20 protein-coding genes and 1 tRNA gene are annotated in these 19,555 nt (G+C 67.9%); 14 read left to right on the top strand and 7 right to left on the bottom strand.

Annotated features, from left to right (window positions below):
- Positions 1 to 68 precede the first annotated feature (68 nt).
- The 9 genes from hisH to AC3A3G_RS05470 all read left to right on the top strand — a co-directional run bounded on the left by hisH (position 69) and on the right by AC3A3G_RS05470 (position 8,588).
- The gene (gene hisH / locus AC3A3G_RS05510) at positions 69 to 668 is read left to right on the top strand and encodes an imidazole glycerol phosphate synthase subunit HisH (protein ID WP_200168431.1); all 600 of its coding nucleotides are present in this window, start codon (positions 69 to 71) and stop codon (positions 666 to 668) included.
- Positions 665 to 1,423 carry a 1-(5-phosphoribosyl)-5-[(5-phosphoribosylamino)methylideneamino]imidazole-4-carboxamide isomerase gene (gene hisA, locus AC3A3G_RS05505; protein WP_315027204.1) on the top strand — a complete coding sequence of 253 codons (759 nt, stop codon included), beginning with the start codon at positions 665 to 667 and terminating at the stop codon, positions 1,421 to 1,423. Before hisH ends, hisA begins: the two co-directional genes overlap by 4 nt.
- A complete protein-coding gene (gene hisF, locus AC3A3G_RS05500; RefSeq protein ID WP_315027206.1) occupies positions 1,413 to 2,180 on the top strand; it encodes an imidazole glycerol phosphate synthase subunit HisF in 768 nt (255 codons plus the stop codon). The genes hisA and hisF overlap by 11 nt, the downstream gene beginning before the upstream one ends.
- A gap of 160 nt (positions 2,181 to 2,340) precedes the next feature.
- Entirely contained in the window at positions 2,341 to 2,967 is a 627-nt protein-coding gene (gene hisIE, locus AC3A3G_RS05495) for a bifunctional phosphoribosyl-AMP cyclohydrolase/phosphoribosyl-ATP diphosphatase HisIE (RefSeq protein WP_487487719.1), read from the top strand.
- A 41-nt stretch (positions 2,968 to 3,008) separates the two neighbouring features.
- Positions 3,009 to 4,463 carry a glucose-6-phosphate dehydrogenase gene (zwf, locus tag AC3A3G_RS05490; protein WP_487487718.1) on the top strand — a complete coding sequence of 485 codons (1,455 nt, stop codon included), beginning with the start codon at positions 3,009 to 3,011 and terminating at the stop codon, positions 4,461 to 4,463.
- 178 nt (positions 4,464 to 4,641) lie between these two features.
- Positions 4,642 to 5,343 carry a 6-phosphogluconolactonase gene (gene pgl, locus AC3A3G_RS05485; protein WP_487487717.1) on the top strand — a complete coding sequence of 234 codons (702 nt, stop codon included), beginning with the start codon at positions 4,642 to 4,644 and terminating at the stop codon, positions 5,341 to 5,343.
- A complete protein-coding gene (gene edd / locus AC3A3G_RS05480) occupies positions 5,343 to 7,232 on the top strand; it encodes a phosphogluconate dehydratase (RefSeq protein ID WP_487487716.1) in 1,890 nt (629 codons plus the stop codon). The genes pgl and edd overlap by 1 nt, the downstream gene beginning before the upstream one ends.
- An 11-nt stretch (positions 7,233 to 7,243) precedes the next feature.
- Positions 7,244 to 8,212, top strand: coding sequence for a glucokinase (gene glk / locus AC3A3G_RS05475; protein ID WP_487487715.1), 969 nt, complete (start codon positions 7,244 to 7,246; stop codon positions 8,210 to 8,212).
- Between the two features lie 73 nt (positions 8,213 to 8,285).
- A complete protein-coding gene (locus AC3A3G_RS05470; protein ID WP_200168439.1) occupies positions 8,286 to 8,588 on the top strand; it encodes a hypothetical protein in 303 nt (100 codons plus the stop codon).
- A gap of 73 nt (positions 8,589 to 8,661) precedes the next feature.
- On the opposite strand, the gene hmgA is transcribed toward AC3A3G_RS05470, so the two are convergent.
- The 4 genes from hmgA to AC3A3G_RS05450 all read right to left on the bottom strand — a co-directional run bounded on the left by hmgA (position 8,662) and on the right by AC3A3G_RS05450 (position 13,039).
- Complete coding sequence (gene hmgA, locus AC3A3G_RS05465) at positions 8,662 to 9,954, bottom strand: homogentisate 1,2-dioxygenase (RefSeq protein WP_487487714.1); 1,293 nt, start codon at positions 9,952 to 9,954, stop codon at positions 8,662 to 8,664.
- A gap of 123 nt (positions 9,955 to 10,077) precedes the next feature.
- Positions 10,078 to 11,196: an acyl-CoA dehydrogenase family protein gene (locus tag AC3A3G_RS05460; protein WP_487487713.1), complete on the bottom strand. Its 1,119-nt coding sequence runs from the start codon at positions 11,194 to 11,196 to the stop codon at positions 10,078 to 10,080.
- 141 nt (positions 11,197 to 11,337) lie between these two features.
- On the bottom strand, positions 11,338 to 12,522 hold the full coding sequence (locus AC3A3G_RS05455) for an acyl-CoA dehydrogenase family protein (protein ID WP_487487712.1): 1,185 nt from the start codon (positions 12,520 to 12,522) through the stop codon (positions 11,338 to 11,340).
- Positions 12,523 to 12,781: 259 nt separating this feature from the next.
- Positions 12,782 to 13,039, bottom strand: a complete 258-nt coding sequence (locus AC3A3G_RS05450; protein ID WP_487487711.1) for an Lrp/AsnC ligand binding domain-containing protein — start codon at positions 13,037 to 13,039, stop codon at positions 12,782 to 12,784.
- Positions 13,040 to 13,089: 50 nt separating this feature from the next.
- Here AC3A3G_RS05450 and AC3A3G_RS05445 point away from each other — a divergent pair, with 50 nt between their 5' ends.
- Both AC3A3G_RS05445 and AC3A3G_RS05440 read left to right on the top strand, forming a co-directional pair.
- On the top strand, positions 13,090 to 13,923 hold the full coding sequence (locus AC3A3G_RS05445) for an alpha/beta hydrolase (protein ID WP_200168821.1): 834 nt from the start codon (positions 13,090 to 13,092) through the stop codon (positions 13,921 to 13,923).
- Positions 13,924 to 13,952: 29 nt separating this feature from the next.
- Entirely contained in the window at positions 13,953 to 14,624 is a 672-nt protein-coding gene (locus AC3A3G_RS05440) for a bifunctional 4-hydroxy-2-oxoglutarate aldolase/2-dehydro-3-deoxy-phosphogluconate aldolase (protein WP_487487710.1), read from the top strand.
- A gap of 190 nt (positions 14,625 to 14,814) precedes the next feature.
- On the opposite strand, the gene ppa is transcribed toward AC3A3G_RS05440, so the two are convergent.
- The gene (gene ppa / locus AC3A3G_RS05435) at positions 14,815 to 15,372 is read right to left on the bottom strand and encodes an inorganic diphosphatase (protein WP_125902163.1); all 558 of its coding nucleotides are present in this window, start codon (positions 15,370 to 15,372) and stop codon (positions 14,815 to 14,817) included.
- 125 nt (positions 15,373 to 15,497) lie between these two features.
- On the opposite strand from ppa, the gene AC3A3G_RS05430 reads away from it, so the two are divergent.
- Entirely contained in the window at positions 15,498 to 16,184 is a 687-nt protein-coding gene (locus tag AC3A3G_RS05430) for a DUF599 domain-containing protein (RefSeq protein WP_125902162.1), read from the top strand.
- Between the two features lie 241 nt (positions 16,185 to 16,425).
- Here the strand turns inward: AC3A3G_RS05430 and AC3A3G_RS05425 are convergent, their stop codons facing one another.
- Positions 16,426 to 17,247, bottom strand: coding sequence for an N-formylglutamate amidohydrolase (locus AC3A3G_RS05425; protein WP_487487709.1), 822 nt, complete (start codon positions 17,245 to 17,247; stop codon positions 16,426 to 16,428).
- A 128-nt stretch (positions 17,248 to 17,375) separates the two neighbouring features.
- Between AC3A3G_RS05425 and cpdR the strand changes: the two genes are divergently transcribed.
- Positions 17,376 to 17,732: a cell cycle two-component system response regulator CpdR gene (cpdR, locus tag AC3A3G_RS05420; RefSeq protein ID WP_003166166.1), complete on the top strand. Its 357-nt coding sequence runs from the start codon at positions 17,376 to 17,378 to the stop codon at positions 17,730 to 17,732.
- Positions 17,733 to 17,848: 116 nt separating this feature from the next.
- A tRNA-Val gene (locus AC3A3G_RS05415) sits at positions 17,849 to 17,923 on the top strand.
- Between the two features lie 86 nt (positions 17,924 to 18,009).
- On the opposite strand, the gene AC3A3G_RS05410 is transcribed toward AC3A3G_RS05415, so the two are convergent.
- The gene (locus tag AC3A3G_RS05410; protein ID WP_487487708.1) at positions 18,010 to 19,128 is read right to left on the bottom strand and encodes a tyrosine-type recombinase/integrase; all 1,119 of its coding nucleotides are present in this window, start codon (positions 19,126 to 19,128) and stop codon (positions 18,010 to 18,012) included.
- Positions 19,129 to 19,555: the final 427 nt, after the last annotated feature.

Here is a 19,555-nt window from a genome sequence, read left to right as displayed (position 1 = left end):
TGCGCGGACACAGCCCCCTCATCCGTCTCGCTCCGCGAGCCACCTTCTCCCACGAGGGGAGAAGGGCGATGAACGTCACCCTGATCGGTTACGGCTCGGGCAATGTCGCCTCGGTGCGGTTCGCGCTGGAGCGGCTAGGCGCGCGGGTGCGGATCACCGACGATCCGGCCGATGTGGCCGAAGCCGAAAGAGTCATCCTGCCCGGCGTCGGCGCGGCCGGTTACGCCATGCAGCGGCTGAAGGCGTTGGGCCTGATCGAACCGCTGCGCCGGTTTCCGCGCCCGCTGCTGGGCGTCTGCCTGGGCCAGCAGCTGCTGTTCGACGCCAGCGCAGAGGATGGCGGGGCCGACCTGCTGGGGCTGATCCCCGGCCGGGTCGAGGCCATCCTTCCCGCCCCGTCGCGCCCCTCGCCCCACATGGGGTGGAGCCGCCTGACGATCCGTCGCGACGACCCGCTGCTGGACGGGGTGAAAGACGGCGACTGGGCCTATTTCGTCCACGGCTTCGTCTGCCCCGACGGTCCGGCGACCCTCGCCGCCGCCGACTATGGCGCGCCCGTGCCCGCCGTGGTCAACAGCGCCAACCGCTGGGGCTGCCAGTTCCACCCGGAACGGTCGGCCGCGCTCGGCGCGCGTATCTTGAAGAACTTCCTGGAGTTGCCCGCGTGATCATCTATCCCGCCATTGACCTGATCGAGGGCCATGCGGTTCGCCTGTTGCACGGCGATTTCAATCACGTGACCCGCTATGATTCCCACCCCGCCAACCGGCTGGCGGCCTTTGCCGCCGAGGGCGCCGAGTGGATTCACGTCATCGATCTGGATGGGGCCAAGGCAGGCGAGGCGCGTCAATATGAACTGATCGGCGACATGGCCCGGGCCGTGCACATCAAGGTCCAGTCGGGCGGCGGCGTCCGCTCGGCAAGGGATATCGAGCACCTGCTGGGCGCCGGGATCAGTCGTGTCGTCATCGGCTCGCTGGCCGTCACCGACACGGATCAGGTGCTGAAATGGCTGGAGCAGTTCGGCCCCGACGTCATCGCCCTGGCCCTGGACGTCCGCTACGAGGACGGCCTGCCCGTGCCCGCCCTGAAGGGCTGGACCCAGTCGTCGGGCGTGGATCTGTGGAGCGTGCTGGACCGCTATCCGGTCGGGATGCTGCGCCACATCCTGATCACCGACGTCGGTCGCGACGGCGCCCTGACCGGCCTGAACCAAGAGCTGCTGTCCGAGGCCGTTCGCCGTCGGCCTGACCTGGAGATTCAAGCCTCAGGCGGGGCGGCCAGTCTGGACGACCTGATCGCCGCCAAGGCGATCGGCTGCGCCGGGGCCATTACCGGCCGCGCCCTCTACGCCGGCCGCTTCACCGTGGCCGAAGCCATCAAGGCCGTGAACATGGCTCCGGTCTCGGCCAATGACCGCTAGACGCATCATCCCCTGCCTCGACGTGAAGGACGGCCGCGTGGTCAAGGGCGTGCGGTTCGAGGGCCACGTCGACATGGGCGACGCCGCCGAACTGGCCGCGCGCTATCGCGATCAGGGCGCGGACGAACTGGTCTTCTATGACATCACAGCCAGCCCCGAGGGGCGGACGCTGGACTATGGCTGGGTGCAGGACATCGCCCGGCTGCTCGACATTCCCTTCTGCGTGGCGGGCGGCATCCGCACGGTGGAGCAGGCGGCGCGGTGCCTCGACCACGGAGCGGACAAGGTGTCGATCAACTCCCCCGCGCTGGAGCGGCCCGAACTGATCGGCGAGATGGCGCAGCGGCTGGGACGCCAGTGCGTCGTCGTCGGCGTCGACAGCGCCTTTCAGGACGGCGAATGGCGGGTGCATCAATACACCGGCGATCCGAATGCGCGCCGCGGCGCCGGGCGGCTGACGATGGAGTGGATCGTCGAGGCGCAAGGGCTGGGCGCCGGCGAGATCGTGCTGAACTGCATCGATCAGGACGGGGTGCGGCGCGGCTATGACGTGCGCCAGCTGGCTAAGGCTCGGCGGCGGTTGACCATTCCGCTGGTGGCGTCCGGCGGAGCGGGGGCGGTGGAGCATTTCCGCGATGTGTTCGTGGAGGCCGATGTTTCAGGCGCGCTGGCGGCCAGCGTGTTTCACTCGGGCGCGATCGCGGCGCCGGAGCTGAAGCGGTATCTGGATGCGCAGGGCGTGGAGGTGAGGATATGACGACCATAGGTTTCCTTCTCCCCTCGTGGGAGAAGGTGGCTCGCGGAGCGAGACGGATGAGGGGGAGGCCTGCCTCACCCTTGATCCTCGCGCCTGCGGACACCGCCCCCTCATCCGAGCGCCTCCGGCGCCCACCTTCTCCCACGAGGGGAGAAGGAAGATGAACCTCGACATCACCTCCATCGACTTCGCCAAGGGCGGCGGGCTGATCCCGGCCGTGGTGCAGGACGCCGACACCCTTCAGGTGCTGACGCTGGCCTATATGGACGAGGCGGCGCTGCGCGAGACGCTGGATAGCGGGCAGGCCACCTTCTTCTCGCGCTCGCGCGGCGGGCGGTGGAGGAAGGGCGAGACGTCGGGCGACTTCCTCAACGTCGTCTCGGTGACGCCCGACTGCGACGGCGACGCCGTGATGGTGAAGGTGCGCCCGGTCGGAAACGCCTGCCACCTGAACCGCATCAGCTGTTTCGGCGAGGAGGACGCGCCGGGGCTGGGCCGCATCGGGCGGTTGGAGCGCACCATTCACGTTCGCGCCCAGGCTGATCCCGATGACAGCTGGACCGCCCGCCTGATCGCCCAGGGCCCCAAACGCGCCGCCCAGAAGGTCGGGGAAGAGGGCGTCGAGACGGCCCTGGCCGGGGCGGCGGGAGATAATGCGGAACTCGCCAGCGAGGCGGCGGATTTGATCTATCACCTGCTGGTGCTTCTGCGCGCGCGTGACATGATGTTCCAGGACGTGCTGGACGTTCTGGCCCGGAGGGCGGAACCGGCTACAGATCAAGGCTGACGGCCCGCTGTGCGGGTCGGCCTCGGACGAAGGAGACCTGGATGGCGGCGCTGATACTGTTCGGAGGCGGGGGCGACCTCGCCATGCGGATGCTGTTGCCGTCGCTGTATTTTCTGGATCACGACGGCCTGCTGCCGGACGGGCTGAAGATCATCGCCGCCGCCCGCACCGAAGAGACGACCGGGGCCTATCTCGACCGGATGCGCGAGGCGGTGCAGCCCCGCGCCGAGGCCGACGACGCCTGGAGCGAGGCCGGCTGGCGCCGACTGACTGAACGGCTGGAATACATGGCCGTCGACGCCACCGACGCCGAAAGCCTGAAGCCGTTGAAGGCGCGCTGCGGCGAGGGCGCGATCACGGCCTTCCTGGCGGTGTCGCCGTCCCTCTACGGCCGCATCGTCACGGCCATGAAGGCGGCAGGCCTGGCCGAGAAGAACGACCGCATCGTGCTGGAGAAGCCGGTCGGGCGCGATCTGGAAAGCTTCCGCGAAATCGACGACGCCGTGGCCGACGCCTTTGACGAGCGGCAGGTGTTCCGCATCGACCACTACCTCGGCAAGGAGACGGTGCAGAACCTGATCGCCCTGCGCTTCGGCAACGCCATCTTCGAGCCTTTGTGGAACAATCTGACCATCGACCATGTGCAGATCACGGTCGGAGAGACGGTCGGCGTCGGCGACCGCTGGCCCTATTACGACGAGTACGGCGCCCTGCGGGACATGGTGCAGAATCATATGCTGCAGCTGTTGTGTCTGGTGGCGATGGAGCCGCCCAGCGATCTGGACCCGGACTCGGTGCGCAATGAGAAGGTGAAGGTGCTGCGCTCGCTTCGCCCCGTCATGGCCGAGGACGCCGAGCGCGTGACCGTGCGCGGCCAGTATACGGCCGGGGAGGTCGAGGGCCGCCCGGTCGAAAGCTATGAAACCGAACGCGGCCAGCCGTCGGATACCGAGACCTTCGTCGCCATCCGCGCCGACATCGACAACTGGCGCTGGGCGGGCGTGCCCTTCTTCATGCGCACCGGCAAGCGGCTGGCCGAAAAGCGCACCGAGATCGTCATCCAGTTCAAGCCGGTGCCCCACTCCATCTTCGGCCACGGAGAGCGCGGCGACATCTATGACAACCGGCTGGTGATCGAGCTTCAGCCGGACGAGGACATCTCCCTGTCGGTGATGAACAAGAGGCCGGGGCTGGAGCAGCGCATGCAGCTTCAACCGATCCGGATGAGCCTGTCGTGGGGGCAAGACGGCAAGGACGCCGCGCCGCCGCGCCGCCGCGTCGCCTATGAGCGGCTACTGCTGGACGCCCTCAACGGCGACTCCACCCTGTTCGTGCGGCGAGACGAGGCGGAACAGGCCTGGAAATGGGTCGATGAGGTGGCGGACGCCTGGACGTGTCGCGAGTGTCGGCCGCTGGACTATGCGGCGGGCAGCTGGGGGCCGGAGGCGGCGGACGTGCTGCTGTCGCGCACGGGGCGGAAGTGGAACGTGCGATGAGAAACGCCAACACTCTTCCTTCTCCCCTCGGGGGAGAAGGTGGCTCGCGGAGCGAGACGGATGAGGGGGCTGTGTCTAACCGCTCAACCTTTGATGTTGTGTCCGCATCCGGCGTCCCCCTCATCCGTCCTGCTCCGCAGGCCACCTTCTCCCCCGAGGGGAGAAGGTGCGTGTCGGCATGATCCAGCCCCTTCCCACCCACGAGGCCTGGGCCGAGGCCGCCGCCGACCGGCTGGCCGGAGCGCTGGCGGATGCGCTGGCCGTTGACGGGCGCGCCCTGTTCGCCGGATCGGGCGGGTCGACTCCATCGCCCAGCTATGCGCGGTTGGCGCAGGCCGATCTCGACTGGGCCAGGGTCACCGCGACCTTGGTGGATGAGCGTTATGTGCCCGAAACGTCGCCGGACTCGAACGCGGCCTTGCTGAAACACACCCTGCTGACCGGCCCGGCCGCCGCCGCGCGGTTCATCCCCCTCTACAGCCCCGCCGTGACGGTGGATCGCGCCGCCGCCCTCGCCTCTCAGGCGCTGGACGCCGAGGGCCGCCCGCTGGACGCCGTCCTGCTGGGCATGGGCGAGGACGGGCATATCTGCTCCATGTTTCCGGGTAGTCCGACGCTGACCACCCTGCTGACGCCCAGCCTGAAACCCGCCGTCTACGGCGTGCCCGCCGGGCGCGACGGCGCGGCGCCGCCGCAGGAGCGGCTGACGCTCAATCTGCCGTGGCTGGTCTCGGCGCGGTGCGTGGTGCTGGCCCTGACCGGGGCCAAGAAGCGCGCTGTGTTCGAGCGCGAGGCGGCGGGCGATCCGGCCGTCAGCCCCATCGCCGCCCTGATCGCGGCGAACGCCCCCCTTGAAGTAATCTGGACGGAGGCCGACTGATGGCGCTCAATCCCGTGATGGCCGAGGTCACCGCCCGCATAATCGCACGCAGCCGCAAGACCCGCGCCGACTATCTGCGCCGCATGGACGCAGCGACGGGATCGGGGTCCGGACGGGCCAAGCTGTCGTGCGCCAACTGGGCCCACGCCTTCGCCGGGCAGACGGTGGCGGACAAACTGACCGCCATGACCGGCGCCCAGCCGAACCTCGGCGTCGTCACCGCCTATAACGACATGCTGTCGGCGCATCAGCCGTTCGAGCGCTTTCCGGAGATCATCCGCAAGGCCGCGCGCGAGGTCGGCGCCACGGCCCAGGTGGCGGGAGGAACCCCGGCCATGTGCGACGGCGTCACCCAAGGGCGCCCCGGCATGGAGCTGAGCCTGTTCAGCCGCGACGTCATAGCCATGTCCACAGGGGTGGCCCTGACCCACGACGCCTTCGACGCCGCCCTGATGCTGGGGGTGTGCGACAAGATCGTGCCGGGGCTGTTCATGGGGGCGCTGGCGTTCGGACACCTGCCCATCGTCTTCGCCCCGGCCGGGCCGATGCCCAGCGGTCTTCCCAACGCCGAGAAGGCCCGCGTCCGCGCCGAGTACGCCCAAGGCCTGATCGACCGCGCCGAACTGCTGAAAAGCGAGATCGCCAGCTATCACTCGCCCGGCACCTGCACCTTCTACGGCACGGCCAACTCGAACCAGATGATGATGGAGATCGCCGGGCTGCACCTGCCCTCGACCGCCTTCGTCCATCCCGACACCGGCCTGCGCGACGCCCTGACGGCGGCGGCGGCCCAGCGGGCGATCGAACTGGCGCGCGAAGGGCGCGGGCGCATGGCCGACGTCGTGTCGGAGAAGACCATCGTCAACATGATCGTCGCCCTACTGGCTACCGGCGGCTCGACCAATCACGCCATCCATCTGGTCGCCATGGCGCGGGCGGCGGGCGTGCTGATCGACTGGACCGACATGGACCAGCTGTCCTCGGTCACGCCGCTGCTGGCGCGAGTCTATCCGAACGGGTCGGCCGATGTGAACGCCTTTCAGGCGGCGGGCGGGGTCGCCTTCGTCACCCGCGAACTGGTCGAGGCAGGCAACCTGCACGCCGACGTGACCACCATCATGGGCCAAGGGCTCGAGCCTTATTTCAAGGAGCCCCGGCTGGAGGACGGCGCACTGGTCTGGCGCGACGCGGTGAAGGAGAGTCTGGACCTGAGCATCCTGCGCCCCGCCTCGGATCCGTTCGACCGCGAGGGAGGCCTGCGGCTGGTGCAGGGCGATCTGGGCCGGGCGGTCATCAAAATCTCGGCGGTGAAGCCTGAGAACCGCATCGTCGAGGCTCCCGCCGCCGTGTTCGAAACGCAGGAAGATGCGCTTCAAGCCTTCAAGGACGGCAAGCTGAACCGCGATGTCGTGGTAGTGCTGCGCTTCCAAGGACCGCGCGCCAATGGGATGCCCGAACTGCACAGCCTGTCGCCGGCTCTATCCGTGCTGCAGGACAAGGGTTTCAAGGTCGCCTTCGTCACCGACGGCCGCATGTCGGGCGCCAGCGGCAAGACGCCCGCCGCCATTCACGTCAGCCCCGAGGCCCTGGCGGGCGGCCCCCTGGCCCGCGTGCGCGACGGCGACGTGATCCGGTTGGATCCGGAGGCGGGGGTGCTGACCACCGTGGGGATCGGCGACATGGCAGCGCGCCCGGCGGCGACGCGCTCGCGCGCCCATGCCGAGGGCTCGTCCTGGGGCTATGGCCGCGAACTGTTCGGCGCCTTCCGTCAGGCGGTGTCGACGGCGGAGGAAGGCGCCAGCGTCTGCTTCGCCGCCCCCATCGGCGCGAACGGCCACGACGACGGCCCGCCCGATCCCAACCTGGTCGACCGCGCCGTGGACGCCTGAAGGAGAACCGCATGACCGATCCCCTGCTTCTGGTCGGCGACGTCGGCGGCACCAACGCCCGTTTCGCCCTGGCCCGCAGGGTCGACGGTCGCCCCCGGTTGGAGCGTTTCGAGAGCTTCCCCGCCGAGACCCACCCGACCTTTCTGGACGGCGTAAAGGCCTATCTCGACGGCTGTCCGGTCAAGCCGACCGGCGGCGTCATCGCCGTGGCGGGGCCGGTGACGGACGGCGCCATCGACCTGACCAACTCGCCCTGGCGCGTATCGGAGGGCGAGCTTCAGACCCTGGGGCTGAACCCGATCCGGCTGATCAACGATTTCGAGGCCCTGGCCTGGGGCGCGCCGGTCGTGCCCGAAGACGAACTGGCGTCCCTGGGCGGCCCGGCCCAGGGCGATCCCCACGCCGCCGTCGCCCTGGTCGGACCGGGCACGGGTTTCGGCGTCTCCGCCCTGGCGCGCGACGCCCACGGCCGCGAGATGGCCCTGCCCAGCGAGGGCGGCCACGCCTGTTTCGCCCCCGGCGACGAAGTCGAGGACGAAGTCCTGCGCATCCTGCGCCGCCGCTACGACCGCGTCTCGATCGAACGGCTGATCTGCGGGCCCGGCCTGCTGAACCTGCACCGCGCCCTGGCCGAGATCGACGGTCGCGAGACCCACATCGACGATCCCGCCCAGATCACGGCTCAGGCGCTGGACGATCCGAACAGCCCCTGCGGCGCCACCCTGGCCCGTTTCTGCGCCATGCTGGGCGCTGTCGCCGGGGACATCGCCCTGACCACCGGGGCGCGCGGCGGGGTCTATATCGCCGGCGGGATCGTACCGCGCATCCTGCCCTTCATCCAGGCCAGCCCCTTCCGCCGACGGTTCGAGCGAAAGGGTCGGTTCCAGGACTATATGGCCGCCATTCCGACCAAGGTGATCCTGCATAAACACGCCGCCCTTCTGGGCGCCGCGCGCGTGGCCTTCGCCGAGGCGGGCTGAAAATGTGATCACAGGCGCGTGAACCGAATGTGATCCAGCGAGTTTCCTAGGCTCAACCATCTGGAGCACCATCATGCGCAAACTCGTTCTCGCCGCCGTCTCCGTCGCCGCCCTGACCGGCTTGGCCGCCTGCCAGAACCCGGCTGAGAAGGAGGCCGACGCCCGCGCGGACGCCGTCGAGGCTCAGGCCGATGTGACGGCGACCCAGCTTGAGAACCAGGCCGACGCCGCCCCGACCGCAGCCCAGGCCGACGCCCTGAACGCTCAGGCGGACGCGGTGGAGAAGAAGGCCGATGAAAAAGCCGACGCCATCAAGGCCGAGGCCGGCAACGCCGATGGCGGCATGACCACCTCGAACACGCCGCCGAAGTCCTAAGCGGACCTCGCATCGAACAAGGGCCCCGTCGCGATCGCGGCGGGGCCCTTTCATATCGGATTAGGGGAAGGCTTCAGACCTTGCCCTTTTCGAAGCCGGTCCAGCAGTCGTCGTAGTCCAGCTGCATCAACGGCGTCTGTTCCGCCCAGGCCGTCGTGCGGATCGGCATCCGCGTCTCGAACATGAAGGCCAGGGTGTTCTCGATCTTGTGCGGTTTGAGGTCCGCCTTGGTCGCCCCGTCCCAGCTGGCCTGATCCGGGCCGTGGCCGCTCATGCGGTTGTGCAGGCTGGCGCCGCCGGGGGCGAAGCCGCCCGCCTTGGCGTCATACTCGCCGAAGATCAGCCCCATGAACTCGCTCATGACGTTGCGGTGGAACCACGGCGGACGGAAGGTGTTCTCGGCCACCATCCAGCGCGGCGGGAAGATGACGAAATCACAGTTGGCCGTCCCCGGCGTGTCGCTGGGCGAGGTCAGGACGGTGAAGATCGACGGATCCGGGTGGTCGAAGCTGACCGTGCCGATGGTATTGAACCGCGCCGTGTCATAGCGGCAGGGGGCGTAGTTGCCGTGCCACGCCACAACGTCCAGCGGACTGTGATCGAAGGTGGTGGCCCATAGCTTGCCGCCGTATTTCTGAACGCACTCAGTCGGGCGATCCACGTCCTCGAAGGCGGCGACCGGCGTCTCGAAATCGCGCGGATTGGCCAGGCCGTTTGAGCCGATGGGGCCCAGATCCGGCAGGCGGAAGGGCGCGCCGTAGTTCTCGCAGACATAGCCGCGCACCTCACCGTCGACCTCCACGCGGAAGCGCACGCCGCGCGGGATGACGACCACGTGGCCCGGCGCCGCCTCGATCACGCCCATCTCGGTGACGAAGCGCTGCGCCCCCTGCTGCGGCACGATCAGCAGCTCGCCGTCGGCCGAATAGAAGACGCGATCGACCATCGAACGGTTGGCGACATAGAGGTGGACGCCCACCCCCGTCCCGGAATCGGCGTCGCCGTTGCCGCCATAGGTGGTCAGCCCTTCGACCCAGTCGGTCGGCTGGTCCGGCATGGTCAGCGGATCCCAGCGCATCCGGTTGGGATTGGGCGGCGTCTCGGTAAAGGGGCCGGAACGCACGCGGCCTTGCGCGAGCGGCTGATACGGCCCGTGCTGGGCCGAGGGCCGCAGGCGATAGAGCCAGCTGCGCAGATTGTGGTCGCGCGGGGCGGTGAAGGCCGCGCCCGACAGCTGTTCGGCATAGAGGCCCAGCGCCGGGCGCTGCGGCGAGTTGCGGCCGACCGGCAGGGCGCCGTCCACCGCCTCGGTGGCGAAGTGGTTGGCGAAGCCTGTCTGATAGGCGGGCGCGTTGGATCGCGTCATGTCGTTTCTCCCTTGCCGGGAGGTGTAAGCGATCCTCGCCCAACCGTCACCCCGAGCCGCACGGCTTTGCCCTGGATCAAACGAGTGTCAGCATCATCCTTTTCCCTCAAGGAGAGAAGGGGTTCAGAAGCCTTGCGCGCGGGCGAGGCGTTCGGCGTGGAAGTGGGCGTCGCCGAGCAGCTCGTTCAAGACGCGGACGCGCTTCATGAACAGGCCGACGTCAAACTCGTCGGTCATGCCGACGCCGCCGTGCATCTGGACCGCCTCCTGCACCGCCAGTTCGGCGACGCGGCCGGCCTTGGCCTTGGCGATGCCGGCGGCCTGTTCGGCGTCAGGGCGGCCCGCGTCGATGGCCTGAAGCGCGGCCAGCGTGGCCGCCTTGGCCAGTTCCAGCTCAGTGAACAGGTGGGCGGCGCGGTGCTGAAGAGCCTGAAACTCGCCGATCAATTTGCCGAATTGCTTGCGGGTTTTCAGATAGTCGAGGGTGGTCCTGAACGCCTGATCGCCCGCCCCGACCAGCGACGAAGCGGCGCAGGCGCGGCCCAGCGTCAGGGCGGCGTCCAGCGGGCCCTGCCCCTCGCCCACAGCGCCGATGACAGCGTCGGCGTCGATCTGAACCTCGTTCAAGGTCACGCGGGCGGCGTTGTGGGCGTCGACCATGACGGTGCGCTCGACCGAGACGCCCGGCGTGGCCGGATCGATCAAGAACAGGGTCAGGCCCTCGTCCGTTTGCGCGGCGACGATCAGGGCGTCGGCGACATGGCCGTCCAGCACGAAGCCCTTGGCGCCGTTCAGTTTGAAGCCGTTGCCGGACCGTTCGGCGCGCGTGGCGATCTTCGCGGGCGCGTGTTTGGGCCCTTCGTCGATGGCGAGGCTGAGGATGGCCTCGCCCGCCGCGATCCTGCCCAGCCAGGCCTTCTGCGCCTCCGAACCCGCCGTCTTCAGCACCGTCGCCGCCAGCACGGACGAGCCCATGAAAGGCGACGGCGTCAGGGTGCGGCCCAGACTTTCGGCGATGACGCCCGCCTCGACGGCGCCGAGGCCCGAGCCGTCGTCTTCCTCCGGGATGACGACGCCGGAAAAGCCCATCTCGCCGAACGCCCGCCACAGGTCGCGCGAGACGCCGTCCGGGTCGCGGCTGTCGCGCAGTTTCCGCAGGTGGGCGATGGGCGCGTTTTCGCTCAGAAAGCCGTCGGCGGCGTCCCGAAGCATAGTCTGCTCTTCGGTCAGGATCAGGGGCATCAATCCTACTTTCTCTTCGTCATGCCTGGACTTGATCCGGGCATCGGGCGTGGTGGCGAGCGGGCGGCGTCCAGTCCGGCGCGGCCCTCGATCCTCGGGTCAAGCCCGAGGATGACGGCGGCCATGGAGGTGGGTTGGGCGTCACGCTCCCGGCAGTTGCAGCAGGTGTTTGGCGATGATGTTCAGCTGGACTTCGCTGGTGCCGCCCTCGATGGAGTTGGCCTTGGTGCGCAGCCAGTCGCGGGCGGCCTGACCGTCGTTCGAGCGGTCGCCTTCCCATTCCAGCGCGTCCGATCCGCCCGCCGCCATGGCCAGTTCGTGGCGGCGCTTGTTTAGTTCGGAGCCGTAGTATTTCAACATGGAGGCGATCGCCGGGTGGGCCTGTTTCGCCTTCATCTGATCGCCCGCCCGCTCCATCGCCAGACGGAAGGCGGCGGCGTCGATGTCGTAGTCGGCGATGCGGGCGCGCAGCAGCGGCGCGTCCAATCGCCCGGCCTCGTCCAGCCCCAGATTATCGGCCGCGACCTGCCCCAGCGGGCGGCCGACGCCGGTATCGCCCATGGCGCCGATCATGGTCCGCTCATGCGCCAGCAGGGCCTTGGCCACGTCCCAGCCCCGGTTCAGCGTGCCGATCAGATTCTCCTTTTCGACCCGCACGTCGTCGAAGAAGGTCTCGCAGAAGGGCGACTTGCCGCTGATGAGCGTGATTGGACGCGTCGTCACGCCCGGCGTCGCCATGTCGAACAGGACGAAGCTGATGCCCAGATGCTTGGGCGCCTCGGGGTCAGTGCGGACCAGGCAGAAGATCCAGTCGGCCTTGTCGGCGTAGGAGGTCCAGATCTTCTGACCGTTGACGATCCAGTGGTCCCCCTGATCCACCGCGCGGGTCTGGACGGAGGCGAGGTCGGACCCGGCGCCCGGCTCGGAATAGCCCTGACACCAGCGGATTTCGCCGCGCACGATGGGCGGCAGGAAGCGCTGTTTCTGTTCTTCCGTGCCGAAGGCCAGCAGGGCCGGGCCCAGCATCCAGACGCCGAAGCTGAACAGGGGCGGTCGCGCCTTGATGCGGCGCATTTCGGCGGCCAGCACCTTGGCCTCTTCGCGGTTCAGCCCGCCGCCGCCGTATTCGCGCGGCCATTCCGGCGCGGTCCAGCCACGCTCAGCCATGCGGTCCAGCCAGAGCTTGTGCGCAGGTGTCGGGAAGACGGCGTTGCGCCCGCCCCAGACCATGTCGGCCTCGCCCGCCCCGGCGCCACGGCATTCGGGCGGACAGTTCGCCTCCAGCCAGTCGCGCGTCTCAGCGCGGAACGTCTCCAGATCGGCCATGGGCGCCCTCCCTCGCGTTCTTGCCTGAGAGAGACGCTAGCCGGTCCTTTTTGAAAACGGAACAGGGTTTCTCCCTCCCCTTCATGGGGAGGGTGGCTGAGGCCGTCAGGCCGAAGTCGGGTGGGGCGGCGAGGCTGTTCAGGCGCGGGGGCCGATGAGGGGCGGAGGGAATCACAGTGCGCGCAGGATCACCAAGCCCACCCCACCCGGTCGCTGCGCGACCACCCTCCCCATGAAGGGGAGGGAGAAAGAGTGCGTCTTACTTCTTCGACGGCAGGAAGGGCGAGAAGGTGATGACGGTAAAGGTGTCGCGGATGTGCGGCCGCGTCTGCACCTGCTTGGTCACGAAGGTGCCGATGTCGGCGTCCTTGGGCAGCTGGAACTTGGCCAGCAGGTCATGCTGGCCCGACGTCGAATAGACCTCGCTCACATTCTCGACATTATCGACCAGATCGGCCGCAACATCGTCGGCGTAGCCCAACTCGCATTTGATGAAGACGAAAATGGCGGTCATCATGGCCTTCAAGCCTCCCGTTCAAGCGGAGGTCTCTAGCGGATGGAGACGACATGGGTAAGGCTTTGTCGCCCGAGGCGACGCAAGTAGAACGGGCCGCGGCCTATGAGGCGGCCTATAACAACCGCGCCCGCGTGCCGGGCCACCCCGCCATTCTGGATCGCTGGCGCAAGGAATCGCTGCGGGTGATCGACGCCCGGCGGCCAGAGACGATCGAATACGGCCCGTCCGAACGGCAGAAGATGGAATGGTTCGACGCGGGCGCGCCCGTCGCCGTCTTCATGCACGGCGGCTACTGGCAGGCGCTGGACCGCGGCTGGTTCGCCTGGGTGGCGCCCGCCCTGCTGGAGCATGGGATCAGCGTCGTCGTGCCGGGCTATGACCTGGCGCCGGGCGTCCCGGTCGGCAAGATCATCAGCCAGATGCGCGAGGCGACGGAGTTCGTCCGCGCCCGCACCGGCAAGCGGCCGCTGGTGTTCGGCCATTCGGTCGGGGGGCATATGGCGGCGGGGATGCTGTCCGAAGGCCGGGCGCGCGCGGCGCTGGCGATCTCGGGCGTGTTCGACCTGGAGCCGCTGGTCCACACCTCGCTGAACGAGGCGCTTGGACTGGACGCGCCGGTCGCGCGCGCCCTGTCGCCGATCCACTGGCCCGCGCCGAACGGGGCGACGCCCGGCGGCACCGCGCTCGATTGCTGGGTGGGCGGAAACGAAAGCAATGAGTTCGTCCGCCAGAGCCGCGAGATGGCCGCCGCCTGGGGCGGCAAGGGCGCCGACACCCATGTCGAGATCGTCGAGGGGGCCGACCACTTCACCGTGCTGGACTCGCTGGCCGATCCCGACAGCGCCATGGTGAAGCGGTTGGTGGAGCTGGCCACCGCCGAATAGGCTTCGCCCCTCAGAGTGAAGGAGTTCCCATGCGCCACGACCGCCTCAGCGTGTTCACCGCCCTTGAAACCCAGGGCGTAGTGCCGGTCTTCTATCACCCCGATTTCGAGGTCTGCGCCGAGGTGATCCGGGCCTGCGCGCGCGGCGGCGCCAAGGCGATCGAGTTCACCAATCGCGGCGACTTCGCCTGGGAGACCTTCACTGCCCTGTCGAAGGAGTTCGCGCGCACCGACCCCGACATCATCATGGGCGTCGGCTCGATTCTGGATGCGCCGACGGCTGCCCTCTATCTGGCGTCGGGCGCGCGCTTCGTCATCAGCCCCTGCCTGGTCCCAGAGGTCGCCAAGGTCTGCAACCGTCGCCAGGTGGCCTATTCGCCTGGCTGCGGCTCGGTGCGCGACATCTCCGAAGCGCAGGAACTGGGCTGCGAGATCGTCAAACTGTTCCCCGGCGCCTCGGTCGGCGGGCCGGACTTCGTCAAGGCGGTGCTGGGGCCGATGCCCTGGAGCAAGATCATGCCGACCGGGGGCGTCGACCCGGACGAAGCCTCCATCGCCAAATGGTTCGGCGCCGGCATCGTGGCGACCGGCATGGGCTCGAAACTGATCACCGACGCCGCCATTCAGGCGAAAGACTGGGCCGGCATCGAGGCCAAGGTGCGCCAGACCGTCGAGGCGATCGCGGCGTTCAGAAAGAAGTAGAAACGGCTCTCCCTCCCCTTCATGGGGAGGGTGGCTGAGGCCGTCAGGCCGACCCGAAGGGCGGCGCGGAGCAGCCAAGTCGGGTGGGGGCGGTCGGGTCATTCAGGCACCGAGGTCAGGATCGCCTCGCCCACAAAAAAGACCCCGCCGTTTCCAGCGGGGCCTCTTCATATTCAGATGCAGACGCCAATCAGGCGGCGGCTTCGCCCTTGGCGGCCAGCTTGGCCTGGTGGGCGGCCATGCCGGCGGCGATCAGTTCGGCGGCTTCGCCGGCGTCGCCCCAACCGTTGACCGTGACCGACTTGCCCTTCTCCAGATCCTTGTAGCGGGTGAAGAAGTGCTCGATTTGCTCGATCAGGATGGCGGGCAGCTGACGGTAGCTGGAAACCTCGGTGTAGTAGGGGTTCAGCTTGTCGACCGGCACGGCCAGGATCTTTTCGTCGCCGCCCGCCTCGTCGACCATCTTCAGCACGCCGATCGGGCGCGAGCGGATGACGCAGCCCGGCACCACCGGCGTCGGGTTCAGCACGATGACGTCGCAGGGGTCGCCGTCGTCCGACAGGGTGTGCGGCACAAAGCCGTAGTTGCCCGGATAGTACATGGCGGTGTGCAGGAAGCGGTCGACGAACAGGGCGCCCGATTCCTTGTCCATCTCATACTTCACCGGCAGGCCGCCCTGCGGGATCTCGATGATGACGTTGATGTCCCACGGCGCGTTGGGGCCGACCGGGATGGCGTCGATATTCATGATGCGCTCTTGTTGCAGGTGCGAACGGGGAGAATTGACGCGCGTGATAAGCTTTGCGCGGCTTTACGGCAAGCGTCGCGGCGATCACGCTTGCCTTGCGACGGCCGACGTGGCGTCAATCAGGCATGAGTCTGTTCGATTGGATCGCCCTGTTCGTCTTTGTCGTCGCCTGGTTGGGCTACGGCCCGCTGATTCGCCTGGTGGCGCGACGCAGCGGCTCCCTCAACATGGACATGCTGTCGGTGCGCGACGCCTGGATGCGCGCCATGACCCATCGCGAGATGCGGCTGATCGACAGCCAGCTGATGGGTCATTCGATCAACTCCGCCTCCTTCTTCGCCTCGACCAATCTGCTGCTGATCGCCGCTGTGGCGGGCGTTCTGTTCGGCGGCGAGGCGGCCATGCGCGGTTTCGCCGCCGTCGGCGCCGAACCCGTCGCCCCGCGCCTGATGGAAGCCAAGCTGGCCGTGGTGCTGCTGTGCCTGGCGCGCGGCTTCCTCGACTTCATCTGGGCGCTGCGCCAGTTGAACTACACCGTCGCCCTGATCGGCGCCGCGCCCGAAATCCATGAGGAGGCCGACCGCGTCGCCTATGGACGCGCCGTGGCGCGCGTGCTGAACCCCGCCCTGACCAGCTTCAACCAGGGCGTTCGCGGCTATTATTTCGCCCTGGCGGCCGCCGCCTGGCTGTTCGGGCCGCTATGGCTGATGCTGGGGGCCGTGTCGGTGTTCGCCCTCCTGGCCTGGCGTCAGCTCGCATCGCCCGCCGCCGGCGCCATCCGGCAGGCGCGCCGCCTGCTTGAACGGGGCTGACGATCTCGCAACTGCGAAATCAACGGCACGCGCCGCATTTCAGGATCATGGGATTGAGCGGCAAACTCGGTAACATCCCGTGATTGTATAAGATTGAATCGAGACTTGTATTTTTGTGCGCTGCAAACTAACTTGGTTTTCGACGCTTTCGAGCGTCTTGCCCTTCCTGGGCGTTTCCTCCCTATAGACTTTCAAAGCCGCGCCGTTTGGCGCGGCTCTTTTTTTGCCTCGAGCGCAGCCGTCAGGCGCGCCAGTCGACGCAAAGCTCGGCGATCACCCGACGCAGGGCCGAGCGGCAGCGCTTCCATCCCGGCGACGGCGCCCAGGCCGCCTCGTCCCAGTACAGGCCCCGGCTCAGTTCGATCTGCACCGCCTGAAACCCGTCCTCCGGCCGCCCCCAGATCTGGGTCGCATAGCCGCCCGCATAGGGCCGGTTCAGCCCGACCGTCAGCCCCTGCGCCTCGAACAGCCGCCGCAGACGCCGCGTCAGCAGCGCCTCGCAACTGGTCCCATGCCGGTCCCCCAGCACCACGTCCACGACCCCGTTCGTCGCCCGTGCGGGCATGGAGTGCCAATCGATCAGCACCGCCCGCCCGAACTCGGCCCGCGCCGCCTGCATCATCTCCGCCAGGGCCGCATGATAGGGGGCGTGCACCCGCGCCACCCGCGCCTCGGCCTCGCTTCGCGTCAGCCGACGCCCATAGAGCGGCGTCCCGTCCCCCGCCAGCCGCGCCACCACGCCATAGCCGGCCTGAGCCTTGGCGCTGGCGCGCGGCGCGTCTGCATCGACGATGAGGGCCGGATCCCACTCGTCCGGCGCCCTGTTCAGATCGACATAAGCCCGGCCGATACGCGCGGCGATCAGGCTCGCCCCCTCCCCCGGCCCGCAGTCGATCAGTTGATCCACGGCCGCGTCTTCGGCGCTGCGGACCGCCCGCGCCGAAGCCGTCGCCCCCATGTCATCGGGATAGAGCTCGCCCGAATGCGGCGAGGCGAACACCAGCGGCGTCGCCCGCCCGGCGTCCGCCGGAACGATCCAGAAGGGCGGCTGAGGCGCATCCATGCCTTCGCCATAACCTGCTTCGCAGCGGAAGGCGCGCCCCGATGCCGCTCTCCCCGTTCGTCTTCATCGCCGGTTTACCGGGCCGGGCCTAGGCTGGCCGCCAATTCCCCAACGGTTTCGATACGATCATGGCGCGCATTCTTCTGGCCGAAGACGACAACTCTCTTCGCGGCTTCCTGACCCGCGCCCTGGAGCGGGCCGATCATGAGGTCGTGGCCTGCGAGAACGGCGACGACGCCATCGACGCCCTGGACCAGGGCCCCTACGACCTGCTGCTGACCGACATCGTCATGCCGGGCGCCGACGGGATCGAGGTCGCCCGCGTCGCCGCCGCCCGCCAGCCGGGCCTGCGCATCATGTTCATCACCGGCTTCGCCGCCGTCGCCCTCAGCGCCGCCCAGGCCTCGCCCCAGGCCAAGGTTCTGTCCAAGCCCGTCCACCTGCGCGACCTGGTGAACGAGGTCGAACGCATGATCGCGGCCTAACCGAAAGAAAAGTCGAAGAAAGGCGTCAAAGCCCCTTGCAGGCCCCGCAAACTGCGGGTTATAGACGCCGCCTTCCCGCCCACCGACACATCAGTCGGACGGGCCGCAGAACAGGCGGACGCGTAGCTCAGCGGGAGAGCACTACGTTGACATCGTAGGGGTCACAGGTTCAATCCCTGTCGCGTCCACCATTCTCTTTCCTAGGTTTTTTGGAACTGCTCCCCCTTCGGGAGAGTGCGCCGCCCAGGAAACGCCCATGAAACGCTCCCCGCCCAGGTCATCGCCGACCAATCGCTGAGCGCGCCTCCTCCATGTAGTTTGGGCTGTGGTGCCCATAGACCCTGGTGATCAGCCCCTCGCTGGTGCCGGTGAAGCCCGCGACCTGCCAGGTAGGAACCCCCTTCTGAAGCAGCCAGGTGATGCAGGTGTGCTTCAGCGTGTGCGGCGTCACGTCCGCTCCCAGACCCGCCCGCTCCTTGGCGCTTTCAAAGCCGCTACGCTGACGCTGGATGATCTCCCCATCATATTCGCAGGGGCCATGGATCGTCAGTCTGCGCCACCGCCGCAGGTGCGGCATCAGCCGATGCGGAATCGGACAGGGCGGCCGACGCTTCCGCGTTTCCCGCTCCGCCGTACCCCGACGATGGATGGTTTCCGTGACCAGATCGACCGAACCCGCCGTCGGGTTCCGCGTCCAGCGCAAGGCCAACACGGCCGAATGGCGCGTCGCCGTATAAAGAGCGATCAGGATGAAACGGGCCACATGATAGTTGGGCTCGGCGACACGGCGCCACCCTTTGACGCCGCCCTGGTCGTCAACGCCGACAGCCTCATACCCCAACGCCCCGCGTAGAAGCCGCGCCGCTTCCATCCGCGTAAGCCAGCGCTCATTGGGCTGTCCCGCGTCCGGCTTGGTGATCGGGATGGGCCGATCCAGTTTTCCATGCCGATGAAGCAGGTTCAGCGCGGCCGCCAAGGTCTCGAGTTCACGCCGGGCGGTGGCCTCCACCACCGGTCTGCGCCCATGGGTGCCGCCGGTTCTTGCCTTCACGTACTTCCGGCAGGCATCGATGTTGATCGCGTCGCAAGTCAGGTCTCCCAACCCCTCCAGCAGACGGTCGACATGATAGGGCTCCGGACCGGAATGATCGTCCCGCAGAGATTCCAGATAGTAGGTCAGCGCGTCTGCGACGGCGACCTTGGACGGATGGCCATCGCCGAAATCAGGCCGGTGCTTGTCGGCTAGATAGCGGCCGAACGCTTCTTCAGCGCCTCGCTGGTCCGGCTCGCCAAAGCCCGTGCCGATTTCACGTCCACGGTCGAGGATGACATAGCGGGCCTCTCGGCCCTTTCGTTCGCGCAGATAGAGGCGCGGGGGTTGGGCGGGACGCGGCACAGTTCCCTCATCGCTTCGATGGCGGCCAGAGTGGTGAAATCCTTGTTGCCGATCCGCTCGATGACTAGGCGCCCCCGGCTGGCCTCCAGCCGCAGGGTGCGCACCGAGACGGAGCCGTCAGGAAAGGCGAGACGCGCCGCCACAGTCAGGCGAAGCGGGGTCGAAGACGTGATGGCGTCAGACCTGCGGTCGTGAAGATAACGCTCTACATGGGACAAAACAGCGAACTCGATCGTCAAAGACGACAATCGCTAGAGGCGACCGGCGGGATACCGGGACAGACACCCCGACGGGCGTCATTTGTCGTCGCCGCCCATATATACCGAACGGCGTTCCGATCGCAACAAGAAAAATCGCTTATCTTATTGTTTTTGTTAAGAAATGACATGCGCATATCAGCAGATCACGTTCTTAGAGCCTCCACGCG

Source organism: Brevundimonas sp. Soil_N_31, assembly GCF_057655995.1.
Note: the sequence above shows the minus strand (reverse complement) of the source record. Positions and strands in the feature narration are given on the sequence as shown.